At 68.0% G+C, this 13,419-nt stretch carries 9 protein-coding genes and 2 pseudogenes; 9 read left to right on the plus strand and 2 right to left on the minus strand.

Annotated features, from left to right (window positions below; all coding sequences use genetic code 11):
* Nucleotides 1-1,281 precede the first annotated feature (1,281 nt).
* The 4 genes and pseudogenes from ACFKCF_RS56540 to ACFKCF_RS56555 all read left to right on the plus strand — a co-directional run.
* Nucleotides 1,282-1,764: pseudogene (locus ACFKCF_RS56540) on the plus strand (cellulose binding domain-containing protein); the annotation flags it as partial.
* A 14-nt stretch (nt 1,765-1,778) separates the two neighbouring features.
* Complete coding sequence (locus ACFKCF_RS56545; protein WP_394505218.1) at nt 1,779-1,907, plus strand: hypothetical protein; 129 nt, start codon at nt 1,779-1,781, stop codon at nt 1,905-1,907.
* A gap of 29 nt (nt 1,908-1,936) precedes the next feature.
* Nucleotides 1,937-3,679 (plus strand): carbohydrate-binding protein, encoded by a 1,743-nt coding sequence (locus ACFKCF_RS56550; RefSeq protein WP_394505128.1) that lies wholly within the window; start codon nt 1,937-1,939, stop codon nt 3,677-3,679.
* Nucleotides 3,680-3,702: 23 nt separating this feature from the next.
* A complete protein-coding gene (locus ACFKCF_RS56555) occupies nt 3,703-5,985 on the plus strand; it encodes a family 43 glycosylhydrolase (RefSeq protein WP_394505130.1) in 2,283 nt (760 codons plus the stop codon).
* A gap of 671 nt (nt 5,986-6,656) precedes the next feature.
* Here the strand turns inward: ACFKCF_RS56555 and ACFKCF_RS56560 are convergent.
* Together ACFKCF_RS56560 and ACFKCF_RS56565 are read right to left on the minus strand one after the other, a co-directional pair.
* A complete protein-coding gene (locus tag ACFKCF_RS56560) occupies nt 6,657-6,962 on the minus strand; it encodes a hypothetical protein (RefSeq protein WP_394505132.1) in 306 nt (101 codons plus the stop codon).
* 128 nt (nt 6,963-7,090) lie between these two features.
* Nucleotides 7,091-7,279, minus strand: coding sequence for a hypothetical protein (locus ACFKCF_RS56565; protein WP_394505134.1), 189 nt, complete (start codon nt 7,277-7,279; stop codon nt 7,091-7,093).
* A 158-nt stretch (nt 7,280-7,437) separates the two neighbouring features.
* Here ACFKCF_RS56565 and ACFKCF_RS56570 point away from each other — a divergent pair, with 158 nt between their 5' ends.
* The 5 genes and pseudogenes from ACFKCF_RS56570 (at nt 7,438) to ACFKCF_RS56590 (ending at nt 12,344) form a co-directional block, all read left to right on the plus strand.
* Nucleotides 7,438-8,751 (plus strand): RICIN domain-containing protein, encoded by a 1,314-nt coding sequence (locus ACFKCF_RS56570; RefSeq protein ID WP_394505135.1) that lies wholly within the window; start codon nt 7,438-7,440, stop codon nt 8,749-8,751.
* Between the two features lie 687 nt (nt 8,752-9,438).
* Nucleotides 9,439-9,627 (plus strand): annotated as a pseudogene (locus ACFKCF_RS56575) (transposase); the annotation flags it as partial.
* Between the two features lie 792 nt (nt 9,628-10,419).
* Entirely contained in the window at nt 10,420-10,914 is a 495-nt protein-coding gene (locus tag ACFKCF_RS56580; protein WP_394505137.1) for an SRPBCC domain-containing protein, read from the plus strand.
* 30 nt (nt 10,915-10,944) lie between these two features.
* Complete coding sequence (locus ACFKCF_RS56585; protein ID WP_394505138.1) at nt 10,945-11,307, plus strand: hypothetical protein; 363 nt, start codon at nt 10,945-10,947, stop codon at nt 11,305-11,307.
* Nucleotides 11,308-11,525: 218 nt separating this feature from the next.
* Entirely contained in the window at nt 11,526-12,344 is an 819-nt protein-coding gene (locus ACFKCF_RS56590) for a GNAT family N-acetyltransferase (RefSeq protein WP_394505139.1), read from the plus strand.
* Nucleotides 12,345-13,419 lie beyond the last annotated feature (1,075 nt).

Raw genomic sequence — 13,419 nt, forward strand, 5'->3', positions numbered from 1 at the left:
GCGCACCAGCTCCACCATCTGCCGGCGAAACTCCGGCGGATAGTTGTTCGGCACAGCAGACTCCTTCTTCCGGGAACCAGGGTTCCCCAGAGATCAGGTGTCCACCAAACCGGGCCAACTCCAGAGCCGTCTGGGTGGCGCCACACAGGGTTGCGCCAACGATGCCCCTGGCGCGTCATCCGCTCCACTTCGCCTTCGTCGATCTCGATGCCGAGCCCGGGACGCGTCGCGACGCAGCAGCGCTTCAGGATTTGACGGGTCCTGGTGGGGCGCATGGCCGACTCTGTGAAGATTCGGCACCCGTCCCGCTGCCGCATGCGCCGGGGAACGGCGCGACGAGCATGCTGCCGTCGATCAGGCCGGGAAGACCTTGACCATGGCGGCCCCCTGCTGCCATGCGTGCAGGATCTCGAGAGGGGTGAACGCCCCTGGCGGTACGGGGACGCCGAGCCGACGCCCCTCCTCGATCACCTCGGGCAGTATCCGGCCTGGAACGCTGAGCCCCCGCACGGCTGCGGCCTGTCCGTGGAATCGATCAGTACTATGACTCCCTGCGGGAAGTACTACTAGTTGCGCGCTAGAGGCAGGACTACGTGTAGGTCTACGTGAAAGTTTCAGGTGCGACCCGCTCGCCGACCCGGAAGGTCCATTGATGTTCGGGGTCGGGCGGGGGGCCGGACATTGAGGCCTTGACGGTCCGATGTTCACTCTCTTACTCTCGCAGTCGTTATATCGATTTAACACTCCGACACCCCCAGGAGCTTCTCGATGAATCCCGCCTGATTAGCTCTCTCGATCGCGGCTGCCCAGTGTCCGCCCTTCCGGCCGCCCCTGCGCCTGCCTGGGCCGTGGATTGGCCGGGAACACGTCGATCATGGTCAGGTCGCCACGACAATCGCCGAAAGTCTCTCTGGGCTGGGATTTCGCTGGACCGGAGAGACGTACCGAAACCGACTTCCGTATCTATCGCGAAGCCCGCCCGATCGTCGCGGTAACCGACAGCCCGAACTGCCTCGCCGCCGCCGGTCCGCCCGGCTGCAGATTCCCCGCCACTCCGAAGAGCATGTGGGAGCGCTCCCACGCGTATCTGGGATGAATCGTTTCATCTCGAACCCTTCCTACGGCCGCTACGCATTGGTGGTCCCAAAGGGACCCTCCAACGCCACAGGGCCTGTTCTTCCTGCCTTCCCCCGTGGAGGCAGCCGCCGGCCCCCGCGCAGGATCCACGCCGGGAGTGGATGAGCCCTCGCAACATCCCCCGAACGAGGAGTCAAGATGTTGATGCGAAGACGTACCTTCCTGCGGTTGAGCGCCGCCGGGGGAGTGTCCCCGTTCGGCGCCTGGCAGGCGAACGCAGCCCAGATCGGTACGCGAGCCTCGCCGACCACGCCGTTCGCCTGCTGTTCATGCACGGCGACCAGCACGACACCACCAGCATCACCTCCGCCCGCCGGGCCTAAGCCGAGCTGCCCGCGCCAAGGGCCACAGCAACTACTTCGGCGACAGCCGTACCCGCAACACCTTCCTGGCCCGGATGCGCTGGAGTCTGTACGGCGATGCGGGCCGCCCGCACGACGTCCGCCACCACCAGCTGGGAGTTCTTCCCGGGCTCGGCGACCGCTCCGCCCTCCGGGGGGATCGATCAGCGCCACCTACCGGACCGGCAACAGCTCGGCCGGTGGCTTCCAGGCCGAGGTGACCGTGAAGGCGGGTAGCGCGCCGATCGACGGGTGGACCGTCCGGTGGACTCTGGCCGGTGGCCAGGCCATCAGCCAGCTGTGGGACGGCACGCTGAGCACCAGCGGCACAGCCACAACGGCTCGCTGGCCGCCAACGTCTCGACCAGGTTCGGCTTCATCGCGTCGGGCGCGCCGTCGGCGCCCTCGCTGACCATGACCACCCCGTAGCGGATGTTTCCAACCCCTGACGGAGTCCCATGATGAAACACCGGAGGACGGCGGCGCACGCCGCCTTGGTCGCGACCGTCGTGGTGTGCCCCACCGCGCTCGTCGCGACGTCGGCGACGGCCGGCCACGCGGCTGCCGGAGCCGTCTACTACGTCGCACCGAACGGCAGCGACAGCGCCGCGGGAACACAGGCCGCGCCATTTGCCTCGATCGCCCGTGCGCAGGCCGCTGCCCAGCCCGGAGACACGGTCTACCTCCGAGGCGGCACCTACGCCTATACCAGGGCGAACAGCACCTGCTCAAGCCAGACCGCCAGAGTCGACGCGATCACCCTGAACAAGAGCGGCAGTCCCGACAACTTGATCCGCTACTGGGCCTACCCCGGGGAGAAGCCGGTCTTCGACTTCTCCCGCATGACGGACAACTGCCGGATCAAGGGATTCAGCGTCACAGGCAGCTACATCCACCTCAACGGGCTGGAAGCCAGAGGCGTGCCGCAGAACAACAACCTGAATGCCGAATCCTGGGGGATCTGGGTCTCGGGCAGCAACAACATCTTCGAGACGATCAACACGCATCACCACATGGGAACCGGCCTGTTCATCAATGGCGGGGGCGGCAACCTGGTTCTCAACTCCGATGCGCATGACAACTACGATGCGAACAGCTCGGACGGACCCGGCGAAAACGCCGACGGTTTCGGCGCCCACTACACACCGACCGGCCGTCCCGCGAACGTGTTCCGGGGCTGCCGCGCATGGTGGAACGCCGATGACGGTTACGACCTCATCTCCACCTACTCACCCGTGACCATCGAAAACTCCTGGTCCTGGCGCAACGGGTACCTGCCGGGGACGACGACGCCTTCAGGCAACGGCGTCGGCTTCAAGATGGGCGGCTTCGGCGCCGAATACGACGCCGGCGCCGTGAAGCACACCGTCCGCTTCTCGGTGGCCTTCCTCAACAAGGCAGCCGGCTTCTACTCGAATCACCACCCGGTAGCCAACGACTACTTCAACAACACCAGCTACGGAAACCACCCCGACTTCAACATGCTGGGAATCGACTCGAGCGGCGCCGCCGTCGGCCGGGGCAACCTGCGCAACAACATCGCCTACACGGGCACGCTGACGTCGAACATGGCCGGCACCAGCTCCGCATACAACTCCTGGGACCTCGGCCTCACCTTGTCCGACTCCCAGTTCCAGAGCGTGTCGACCTCCGGCTGGGATGCGCCTCGCCAGGCCGACGGCAGCCTGCCCACGCTGCCCCACCTCCGCCTTGCCGCGAACAGCACCCTGATCGACAAAGGCGTCAACGTCGGCCTGCCCTACACCGGGCAGGCTCCCGATCTCGGCGCCTTCGAGCGGCCCGGGGACACGCCGACGGGTCAGCGTTACGAGGCGGAGACCGCGCCGGCGGTGTGTCAGGGCACGATCGACACGAATTGGGCTGGTTTCTCCGGTAGCGGTTTCTGCAACGGCACCAATGCGGCCGGCGCCTATGCCCAGTTCACGGTGAACGCGTCGGCGGGTGGTACGGCGACGCTCGGGGTCCGGTTCGCCAACGGTGGCAGCGCTGCCAGGGCCGCCAACCTGGTGATCAACGGGTCCACGGTGTCGGCAGTGTCGTTCGAATCCACCGGCGCCTGGACGACATGGGCCACCAAGACCGTGACGGTCCCGCTGAATGCCGGCAGCAACACCATCCGATGGGATCCGACCACGGCAGCAGGACTGCCCAACCTCGACTACCTCGACGCCAGCGCGTAGAACGACGAACGAAAGGCAGCACCATGATCGGTACCTTACGTAGAACCGGGCTCGTCGCCGCGGCATGGCTGGTCATGTCGGTGGCGGCAGCCGGTGTCACCCCGGCGGCGGCCGAACCCCCGGCGGCTCCCGACGCGCACCACTCTGCCGCGGACTACACCGCCAGTTCGTGGGCGGCTTACACTTCGGCCAGGGACACGCTCACCCAACGTGGAGCCGACGCCGCTGGCCGCGAGAGACTCCAGCAGGCCGCTGATGGCCTGGTCATGGTTCGTGGCCTGAAGAATCTGGTCGCCGACTACAAGACCCGCGCCGCGAGCAAGTACACGGGCGGCTCCTGGGCGCCCTTCGCCGAGGCACTGGCCAAGGCGGACGGTGTCGCCGCCGACGCGTCGGCAACCACGTCGGAAGTCGCCGCCGCCAAGACGGCGCTGGTGACCGCCGCCGGCAACCTCGTCGCTGCCGACGAGGGGACGTTCCAAACCATCACCAACGATGTCTTCTGGAACGACACGAGCGGCAACCCCATCTATTCGCAGGGTGGAGGCGTCTTCAAGTTCGGCGACACCTATTACTGGTACGGCGTGCATTACACCGGCGCCGAGCTCTACCGAGCCAATCCGACCAGGAAGTACGACGGCGACGTCTCGTTCGTCTCCATCCCCGTTTACTCGTCGAAGGACCTGGTGAACTGGAAGTTCGAGAACAATGTCGCCACCCGATCGACGGGCCTGGCCAACGGGGCCAGCCTCGGCCAGGCCGGTTGGGTGGGACGGCTTGGCGTCTCCTACAACGAAACCACCGGCAAGTACGTGCTCGTCGTCCAGGTATATCTCCCGTCGCTCGGCGGGGACGGCAACGGGGTGCTGTTCCTGCGGGGCGACTCGCCGACCGACACCTTCGACTACGCCTACTACCAGAACCAGGTCGTCAACTCGCCGACGACGGGTACCGGAGACCAGACCGTCTTCACCGACGACGACGGCAGGGATTACCTGATCTTCTCCAACCGGTCAGGGCGTTCCCGCGCCTTTGTCGGCAAGCTGCGCGAGTCAGATTCGCTGCGGGTGGAGCCGGCGGTGCAGATCGGCCTCAACTCCTCGGGCCGCGAGGGCAACGCCATGTTCAAGCTCGACGGCAAGTACTACCACGCGGCGTCGGACCTGCACGGCTGGAACGCCTCGGTCGCACACGTCATCGAGTCGACCTCCAGCAACATTCAGGGCACCTACACGAGCGAGTACACGATGGCCGGTACCGAGATGGACTACAGCCACGTGACACAGACCGGATTCTTCGTCACCGTGAAGGGCACCAAGCAGACCACCGTCATTTTCGCCGGCGACCGCTGGGCCGACTTCGCCTGGAACGGCATCGGCTACAACCAGTGGATGCCGGTGACCAAGTCCGGGTCGCGGCCGCAGTTGAGCCCGGTGAGCCAGTGGCAGTTCAACGCCACGACCGGCGAATGGCGTGTCGGGCAGAACAACAACTACATCCTCAACCCCGATTTCCAGGCCGACCGCGTCACCGTCTCGACCCTGACCGGGTGGACCAACACCGGCGGGAGCGTGACCAACGTCAGCCCCGGCGCGAACGGCAGCCGCTTCGCGCTGCAGCTTGGCTCTGGATCGGCTGGCGTGCGGCAACAGATCACCGTGCCGGCCGGCACCTACACGCTGTCCGCGTACGCCAAGACCGCCGGCTCGGTCAGCGGCGCCCAAGTGTCGGTCGCCGACGCCAGCGGCGCCACGCGCACTCTCAACATCCCATCGTCGAGCGGCTGGACCCGTCGCGAACTCGCCGGTATCCCGCTGGCCGCCGGCACCGCCACCGTCACCGTCCGGACCAGCGGCGGAACCCTTACTGTCGACGGCCTCGGACTCGTCAGGACCTCCGGGGACACGCCGACGGGTCAGCGTTACGAGGCGGAGACCGCGCCGGCGGTGTGTCAGGGCACGATCGACACGAATTGGGCTGGTTTCTCCGGTAGCGGTTTCTGCAACGGCACCAATGCGGCCGGCGCCTATGCCCAGTTCACGGTGAACGCGTCGGCGGGTGGTACGGCGACGCTCGGGGTCCGGTTCGCCAACGGTGGCAGCGCTGCCAGGGCCGCCAACCTGGTGATCAACGGGTCCACGGTGTCGGCAGTGTCGTTCGAATCCACCGGCGCCTGGACGACATGGGCCACCAAGACCGTGACGGTCCCGCTGAACGCCGGCAGCAACACCATCCGGTTGGATCCGACCGAGACAGCCGGCCTCCCCAACGTCGATTACCTCGACATCGGCGCCGCGGCTGCCTGACTACTACTCACTACGGTGCGGCAGAAAGATGTGCACGGTAGGTGCTGAGCACTACAAGTAATCGTGTGCCACCGGGCCTTCTCCTGAGAGCCGGTCTGGTACGCGGTGCGCGGCACGGCTGGGATCCAGCGAATGCGGCCAGTAGTGGTCCCAGCTGGACAAACATAGCCGTCTACCGCAGGACTGCCCACCTCAGCCCCGCATCCGGTGGATGCCGGAACACCGGATGCGGGGGCTGCACCCGAACGCCGTCGTGGCCGTCATCGCCTCACTCCTGGAAAGCAGACATCACCTCCGCCTGTGAAATCTGAGGAGACACATCACATGGCAGACGAGGCTCCCCAATACAGTTCCTCTCGGTCAGATGACCGCGTGCCTGGCCCACCTGGCTCTGCGAGGCTCGTTGTCCTCATGCTCCTCACCCTCCTGGCGGGCCTGCTGGCGATGCCGCTCGCGGCACCGGCCGGGGCGGCGACGGACGACGGCTCCACCTGGACGCGCGTGGCCGACCGGACGGCGAGCACGGCCACCGCGCAGGTGCGGAGCGACACGTTCGCCGCGACCGCGCGCTACGTGCGGATCACGGTGACCGGGCTCGTGGCCTCCACGTGGGCGAGCATCGCCGACGTCAAGGTCTTCGGCACCAACACCGGCACCTCGCCGATCACCTGTCACTTCGACGTGACGGTGGTCCTGGGTGACGCGAACGCCGCGGGGATGACCGGAGCGCAGGCGGAAGCCCGCCGTACGGTGCTGCCCGCCGTGTCCACGGCGGCGGGATCGTACGCGAGGAATTCGTTCACGTTGAACGTGCGCCAGCCGACCGGGCAGGGCGGCACCGGAACGCCCGGGCTTGACCTGGTGCTCTCAGGGACGGCACCGAAGCTGAACGGGATCGGGCTGGCCGCGGCGAGCGGGCCGGTGCTGTACCTGGCGGGCGACTCGACCGTCTGCGACCAGCCGGCCGCGCCGTACACCGGAGCAGTGGGACGTCACCGCGCGGCCCTACTACCGCAACTGGCACGGCAGCCATGTCGACCATGGCTGACGTGGTCTCCGACCTGCGGTCACGGTACGGCAAGCCGGTCATCCTCGCCGAGACCGCCTACCCGTTCACCAGGGCCGACTTCGCCGCCGTGCAGAACGCCGCCCGCAACGCCGGTGCGAGCGGGATCTTCTCCTGGGAGCCCACCTGGTACGCCGTGCCCGGCAACGGCTGGAACCCGGCCGACATCGACAACTCCGGCAACGCCTGGGAGAACCAGGCCGTCTTCGACCAGAACGGCCGCCTCAACCCAACATCGGCTGGCTCCCCTGACAACGCGCACAACGCTCCTGTCGCCCCTCGCGGGTGGCAGGAGCACCCACACCCGCTTCGCGCCGCGCGTCCAGCCGACCTGCCGACCGGACGCACCCAACCGAACTCCCCTCCATACACCCAAGGAGTCATCCATGACCATGCAACGGCGGACATTTCTCAGCGTGAGCGCGGCCGGAGCGGCGGGCCTCGGCCTGTCCCTGCTCGGCGCGGGGCAGGCGCTCGCCGGCGTCGGGCCGCTGGACACGGCGCCGACCACGCCGTTCGCGGTCGGCGTGCGCCGGTATGACTGGACCCGCGGCAGCCGCCCGTGCACCACCTATGTCTACTATCCCGCCACCGGCACCCCCGGTGGCAACCCGGTCACGAACGCCCCGGTCGCGAACGGTGTCTTCCCCGTCTACAACTTCACCCACGGCTACGGCAGCAGCCCGCAGAACTCCCTGTTCATCATCCGGGCCCTTGCCGCGGCGGGCTTCATCGTTCCCGCCCCGTATTTCAACCACAACTTCAACGACGTCAACAACGGCAACACCTCCAAGGACGTCTCGCAGATCCTCACCCAGACCCTCGCCCTCAACTCGAGCGGACCGCTGGCCGGACACATCAACACCGGCATCGGCGTCGGAGTGTCAGGCCACTCCCTGGGCGGCATGACCACCCACGGCCTGCTGACCGCCTGGCCCGACAGCCGGATCATCTCCGCCAACCCGCAGTCCTGCGTAGACATGGGCAACCCCGCCGCCTCGGTCTCGGCCAAAGTCCTGTTCGTCCACGGTGACCGCGACTCGACCACGTCGTACTCCTCGGCCCGGCAGGCATACACGGAGATGACCTGGCCCAAGGCGTTCCTCACCTTCGTCGGCGGCAGCCACACCAGCTTCTGGAGCGACAACCGCTTCCCGAACACCGTCGTCGACTGGGCCCGCTGGACCATGTACGGCGACACAGCCGCCCGCGACCGCCTCCCGGCCGACGCAGCCGGGCCCAACACCAGGTGGGAAGCCCAGCTGGGTGACTCGCCCGGCGGCCCGGCCGCCTACACCCTGGTGGCCCAGCACAGCGGCAAGGCCGCCGACATCAACGAGGCCTCCACCGCCGCCGGCGCACGGCTCATCCAGTGGACCACCAACAGCCGCCCCAACCAGCAGTTCGAGTTCGCCGACTCCGGCGACGGCCACGTCCGCGTCAAGGCCCGGCACAGCGGACTGTTCCTCCAGCCCACGGGCACCGCGGCCGGCACGGACATCGTCCAACAGACCGACACCGGCGCCACCGGCCAGCAGTGGCGCGTGGTCGACCACGGCGGTGACGTCATCAGCCTCGTCAACAGGGACTCCGGCCTGGCCATGGACGTCTGGGAACACTCCACCGCCGACGGCGCCCGCATCGCCCAATACACCTACGACGGCAGCCCCAACCAACGCTTCGCCCGGCGCCGCGTCTGACACGAGACCTGTCGGGGCACCGCTCGGGCAACAGGGCGAGCGGTGCCCCGACATGGCGCCGACCACCCCTCACAACCCCGCTGGACAGGTTCAATGCGCCGGCCTTTCCACGATCGGACTTCACCGCGACCTCCTCACGGACGTCGCACCACATTCGTCCTCGCTGGCGCACTGATCGCGAGCGGCGCCGCCGCACGTCAGGAAACCGTCGGCGAACGCGGCCGTGACCCGACCCGGCGGCGTACTACCAGGTCGTCTCGACCAGGTCGCCGTTGCCCATGGAACCGTGGATCTTGTCGATGGCGAAGGTGCCCTGCCTGGCCTCCATCATGGCGCCGAGCATCTGGCCGCTGCGGTCCGGGGCCGCATCGGCAAGGTCATCGCCGTCGCCGGCACCGCCGACTGACAGTGAACGCGCTTTAGTGATCGTCTTGGAGCTGCTGGAAGTCTTCCTCCCGCACCTGGCCGGCATCTGTATCGAGCGGGTGTTCCGCTCCGGTAAGCCGGCACGTGGTTTGGGTGACGTACCCGACCGTCGTGGTAGCCGGGCATCACACGCCTGGCTCGGGGAAGCGCGGAAGGCGGACATGCCACTGGGTTGGCTGCGGTAGCAGTCGCCCATGCCATGGGCGCTGGAGCCTGTCTCGAAGTGTGATCAAGGGCGTGTCGTAGCCAGGTCGGCCGTCGCAGTGGATCAAGCGCCAGCTCATCGACGGGATCCGCTGGCGGGTGCGGGTCGGCGCGACGTGGCGGGATGTGCCGGAGTGCTACGGCTCTTGGCGGGCGGTCTACAGCCTGTCTCGCCGCTGGCAGCGCGCGGCATCTGGCAGCAGGTTCTCACCCGTTTGCAGACTCTGGCCGATGCCGTCGGCTTGATCGGCCGGCAGGCCGGAGTGGACTCCACGATCTGCCGGGCCCATCAGCACGCGGCAGGCGCATCCCGACGCGGCGAGCTGCGGGCCGAGCCGCCCTGCGGGGTGCGGGCCGAGCCTGCCGATCACGCTCTCGGGCGTTCCGCGGTGGTCTGTCGACCAAGCTGCACCTGGCGTGTGAGCAGGGGCAGCGGCTCCTGGCGCTGGTGCTGACGGCTGGGCAGCGCGGCGACGCGCCGCAGTTCCCCGCTGTCATGGCCGCGATCCGGGTGCTCCGGCCGGCCCAGGACACGGCCCGAGATCGTCCGCGCTGACAAGGCGTACTCCTCCCGGGCGATCCGTGCGCATCTGCGTTCACGCGGGATCGGCTGCACGATTCCCGAGCCGGCCGATCGTGTGGCCACCCGCCGACGGCGGGGCAGTCGTGGCAGCCACGGTCTCCGGCGCTCAGCGGCGTAGGGGGAAGGATCCTGCGACTCCGATGCCGAGGACTTCCCGAAGCTCCGCGGCGCCGAGCCGGACAGCCGCTGCCTTGCTTGGAGCACGTCTTGCCACGATCGACCGGGCCCGGACCCGTTCTGGGCCGCCCTTCAGCGCCCGGAGGTGGGAACTGTCGACAACTCATCCGGCACGATCCACGGCGGCTGTGTGCCCTCACGCCGTGATCAACTCAGAGACGATCAGCACTATTCCTAGATCATTTTGTTAGAGGTTCTTGGTGACATCTGTATCTGTTTGTCCTGGCCGCCGGGGGTGCAGGGTTGGGTTTCATCACCCACTTGATAGGGAGCACATCATGACACTGGTCAACGAGAGCGTGCGTATCACGCGTACCTACTCGACCACCCCCGAGCACGTCTGGCGGCTGTGGACCACCCCCGAGGGCATCGCCTCCTGGTGGTCGCCTGACGGCTTCACCATCGAGGTCGGCAAGCTCGACCTGCGGCCCGGCGGCGACCTCATCTACACGATGACCGCCACGGCGCCGGAGCAGATCGCGTTCATGGAAAGCCATGGGATGCCGCTGAGCACCCAATCCCGCAAGAAGTTCGTCGAGGTGTCGGAGCCGGGCCGGCTCTCCTACACCTCGCTCGCCGACTTCATCCCCGGCGTGGACCCGTACGACTTCCTCACCGTGGTCGAGCTCGAGACCGTCGAGGACGGCGTACGCGTCACGATGACGGCGGACGCGATGCACGACAAGGAATGGACCGAGCGGCTGGCCGCCGGCCGCGCCAACGAGCTCGACAACCTCGGGCGCGTGATCGACGCCGACGAGGCAGGCTCGTAGGCATGGCCAAGTAGGCATGGCCAAGTAGGCATGGCCAAGTTCGTGGCCCGCGCCGTCATGTCCCTCGACGGCCACGACTCGGCCTCGGACGGTAACCCGCTGGTGCTGCCGATCGACGCCGCGTTCGAAGCCTGCAAGCTGGGGCGGATCCGGGCAGCGGGCTCGCTGCTGCTCGGTGCGGCGCCGTACTGGATGTTCATGGGGTTCCGGCCCCCCAGGCCGACAAACTCTTCGGCGACGGCGGTGCACCGGGAGTCCGGTGAGATCTACGGACGGATCGCGGTCGACGTCGTCTCCGACCCCCTTACGGCCACTGACGTCGCCCCATGGGCGGAACAGATGGCCATCGTCCGGCGTGTCGACGGGGAGGCGCGGTCACTGTCGTATCGATGACCTGGTTGCCAGTCTGCCCCTGGGGGCGCTGTATCGCTGTGGTTGGGGCGGGGGAAGAGGAGTTGTTGAGGGCGCGGTTGAGCGGGAGGGTTAGGGCGCCCAGTAGTTGGGCCAGAACCGCAGACCGGAGCGCAGGCCATCCCTGTGATCTCGACTCCGTACAGGCTCTGATGCTTCCCGGGCTGTGCCGGGGTGGCCGACAGAGTAGGTTCTCGCCCGTGAGTGATATTCGACTTCTCGGTCCCGAGGAACTGCCCCTGTGCCAGCGGCTCGAGAGCGACCGCGAGTGGTCCACCGACGAGGCCAAATGGCGGCTGATGTTCGAGACGGGTGAGGTCTACGCCATCGACGCTGCCGACGGCGACGGCCTGGCCGGGTGCGTCGTGGTGACCCGCTACGGCGACTCGCTGGCCGGCGTCGGCATGATGTTGGTCGCCAGCAGGTACGGCAGGCAGGGGCTCGGCACGCGGCTGATGGAGCACGCCCTGGAGGCCGCCGGAGACCGCATCGTGGAGCTGACCGCGACCCGGTTCGGGCGCCCTGTCTACGAGCGGCTGGGCTTCCGGCCCACGGGCAGCCTGACGATCACTATGGGCCCGATGGAGGGGGCGGCGTGGTCGTCAGGAGTCCGCGTGGCGACACCGGACGACCACGCCGCGCTCCTCGACCTGGACGCCGAGGTCACCGGGGCCGACCGGAGCAAGGCGCTGACCGCCCTGCTGGCCACGGCCGAGCGCACGATCGTCACCGACGGCGGCTTCGCCGTGGCCTGGAACGCCGGCCCCCACTGTGTCATCGGGCCCGTCGTCGCGCCCTCGGAGGAAGCCGCCCGCGAACTCATCCTGGCCGCCGCCCACGGCGCCGACCGCGACGTGCGGATCGACCTGCTGGACGCCTACCCGGGCCTGCGCCCGTGGCTCACTGGGCTGGGGCCCACCGAGGGACCCGCGGCCCTGCCGACGATGGTCTACGGCGCCCACCGACACCCGGGCGACCGCGGGCGATACGTCGCGCCCATCCTCATCTCGATGGGCTGACCGGCCATCAGGTCGGCCGCCGCCCGGGCGAAGGCGCGGACCCGCGCGGTCCGGCCTCCGGCCGGCTCGCCGACCCTGCCGCCCGGATCCGTGCGCGACACGGCCGGGATGGTCCTTGGCGGGCTCCGGCTACTCCTCCGCCCGGACACCGTCCTTCGCCGGCACCGCGATCTGGCCAGCGCGGGTGTCGGCCGGGTCGGCTCCGAGGCGGCGGGCTATCACGGGGCGGAGGAGTTCGTGCCCGCGTCGGCCGCCGGGCCGAAAAGGGCCTCTTCCTCGGGGTGGAAGTAGCGGAAGAAGGCGCTGTGGGAGATCTCGGCGGCCTGCTTCTACCCGGGCAACGTCGTGACGAACTTCGCCTCCGACACCACTGGCCCTGTTATAGGCGTGGCTGAGCGATACGTCGATGTGGGTGACAGGTGATCAATGCCGACGGCAAAGCGCCGGTGCAACGTCGAGGCGCCCAGCATTTGAGTGATCACGTCAGATTGGTCCATTGTCCGCGCTGGTGCACGGAAAGCGTATTCCCCCTTTTCCCGGCCGCCTCTTGACAAGTCAGAAGGTTACGTAAACGCTCTGCGGCAAGACGCCTCAAACGTCGCGCGCAATCCGGTCGTCCCAGTTCCCACAGGGGGATCCTGTCTCAGGCTCTTCGTGGGACTCACAGCTCTTTGTTAACGCTAACAAACGTTTATGCCGCGGATTCCGGAGGGTGGTCCCGTGTCCCTGCGCCCAAAGCTCACCCCGCCAGTCGTGGTCCTGTTGAGCTCGGTCGCCGCCGGCACGGCCGCACCGCCGGCCTCAGCGTCCGCACCAGTCCGGCGACGGCTACGCCATCCACTTGGTGGTCAGCTCCGGCGCGGCCACCGGATGGAGCCCCGATCAAGCGAGGTACGCCACGGCCGCCGGCGTCTCCGGCCCGTGGACCGCGTGGACCGACGTAGGCGACGCGCCCGCCTGCATCCAGCCGGTGCAGGGCACCTCGACGACAAGTCTCTACATGGGCGACCGGTGGGCGCGCGCGGGGCGGCCGCGTGAACGGCGCCGTCGTACCGGACCACGGCGCGGCACAGCG

Source organism: Nonomuraea sp. JJY05 (genome assembly GCF_043496855.1).
Lineage (GTDB): Bacteria > Actinomycetota > Actinomycetes > Streptosporangiales > Streptosporangiaceae > Nonomuraea.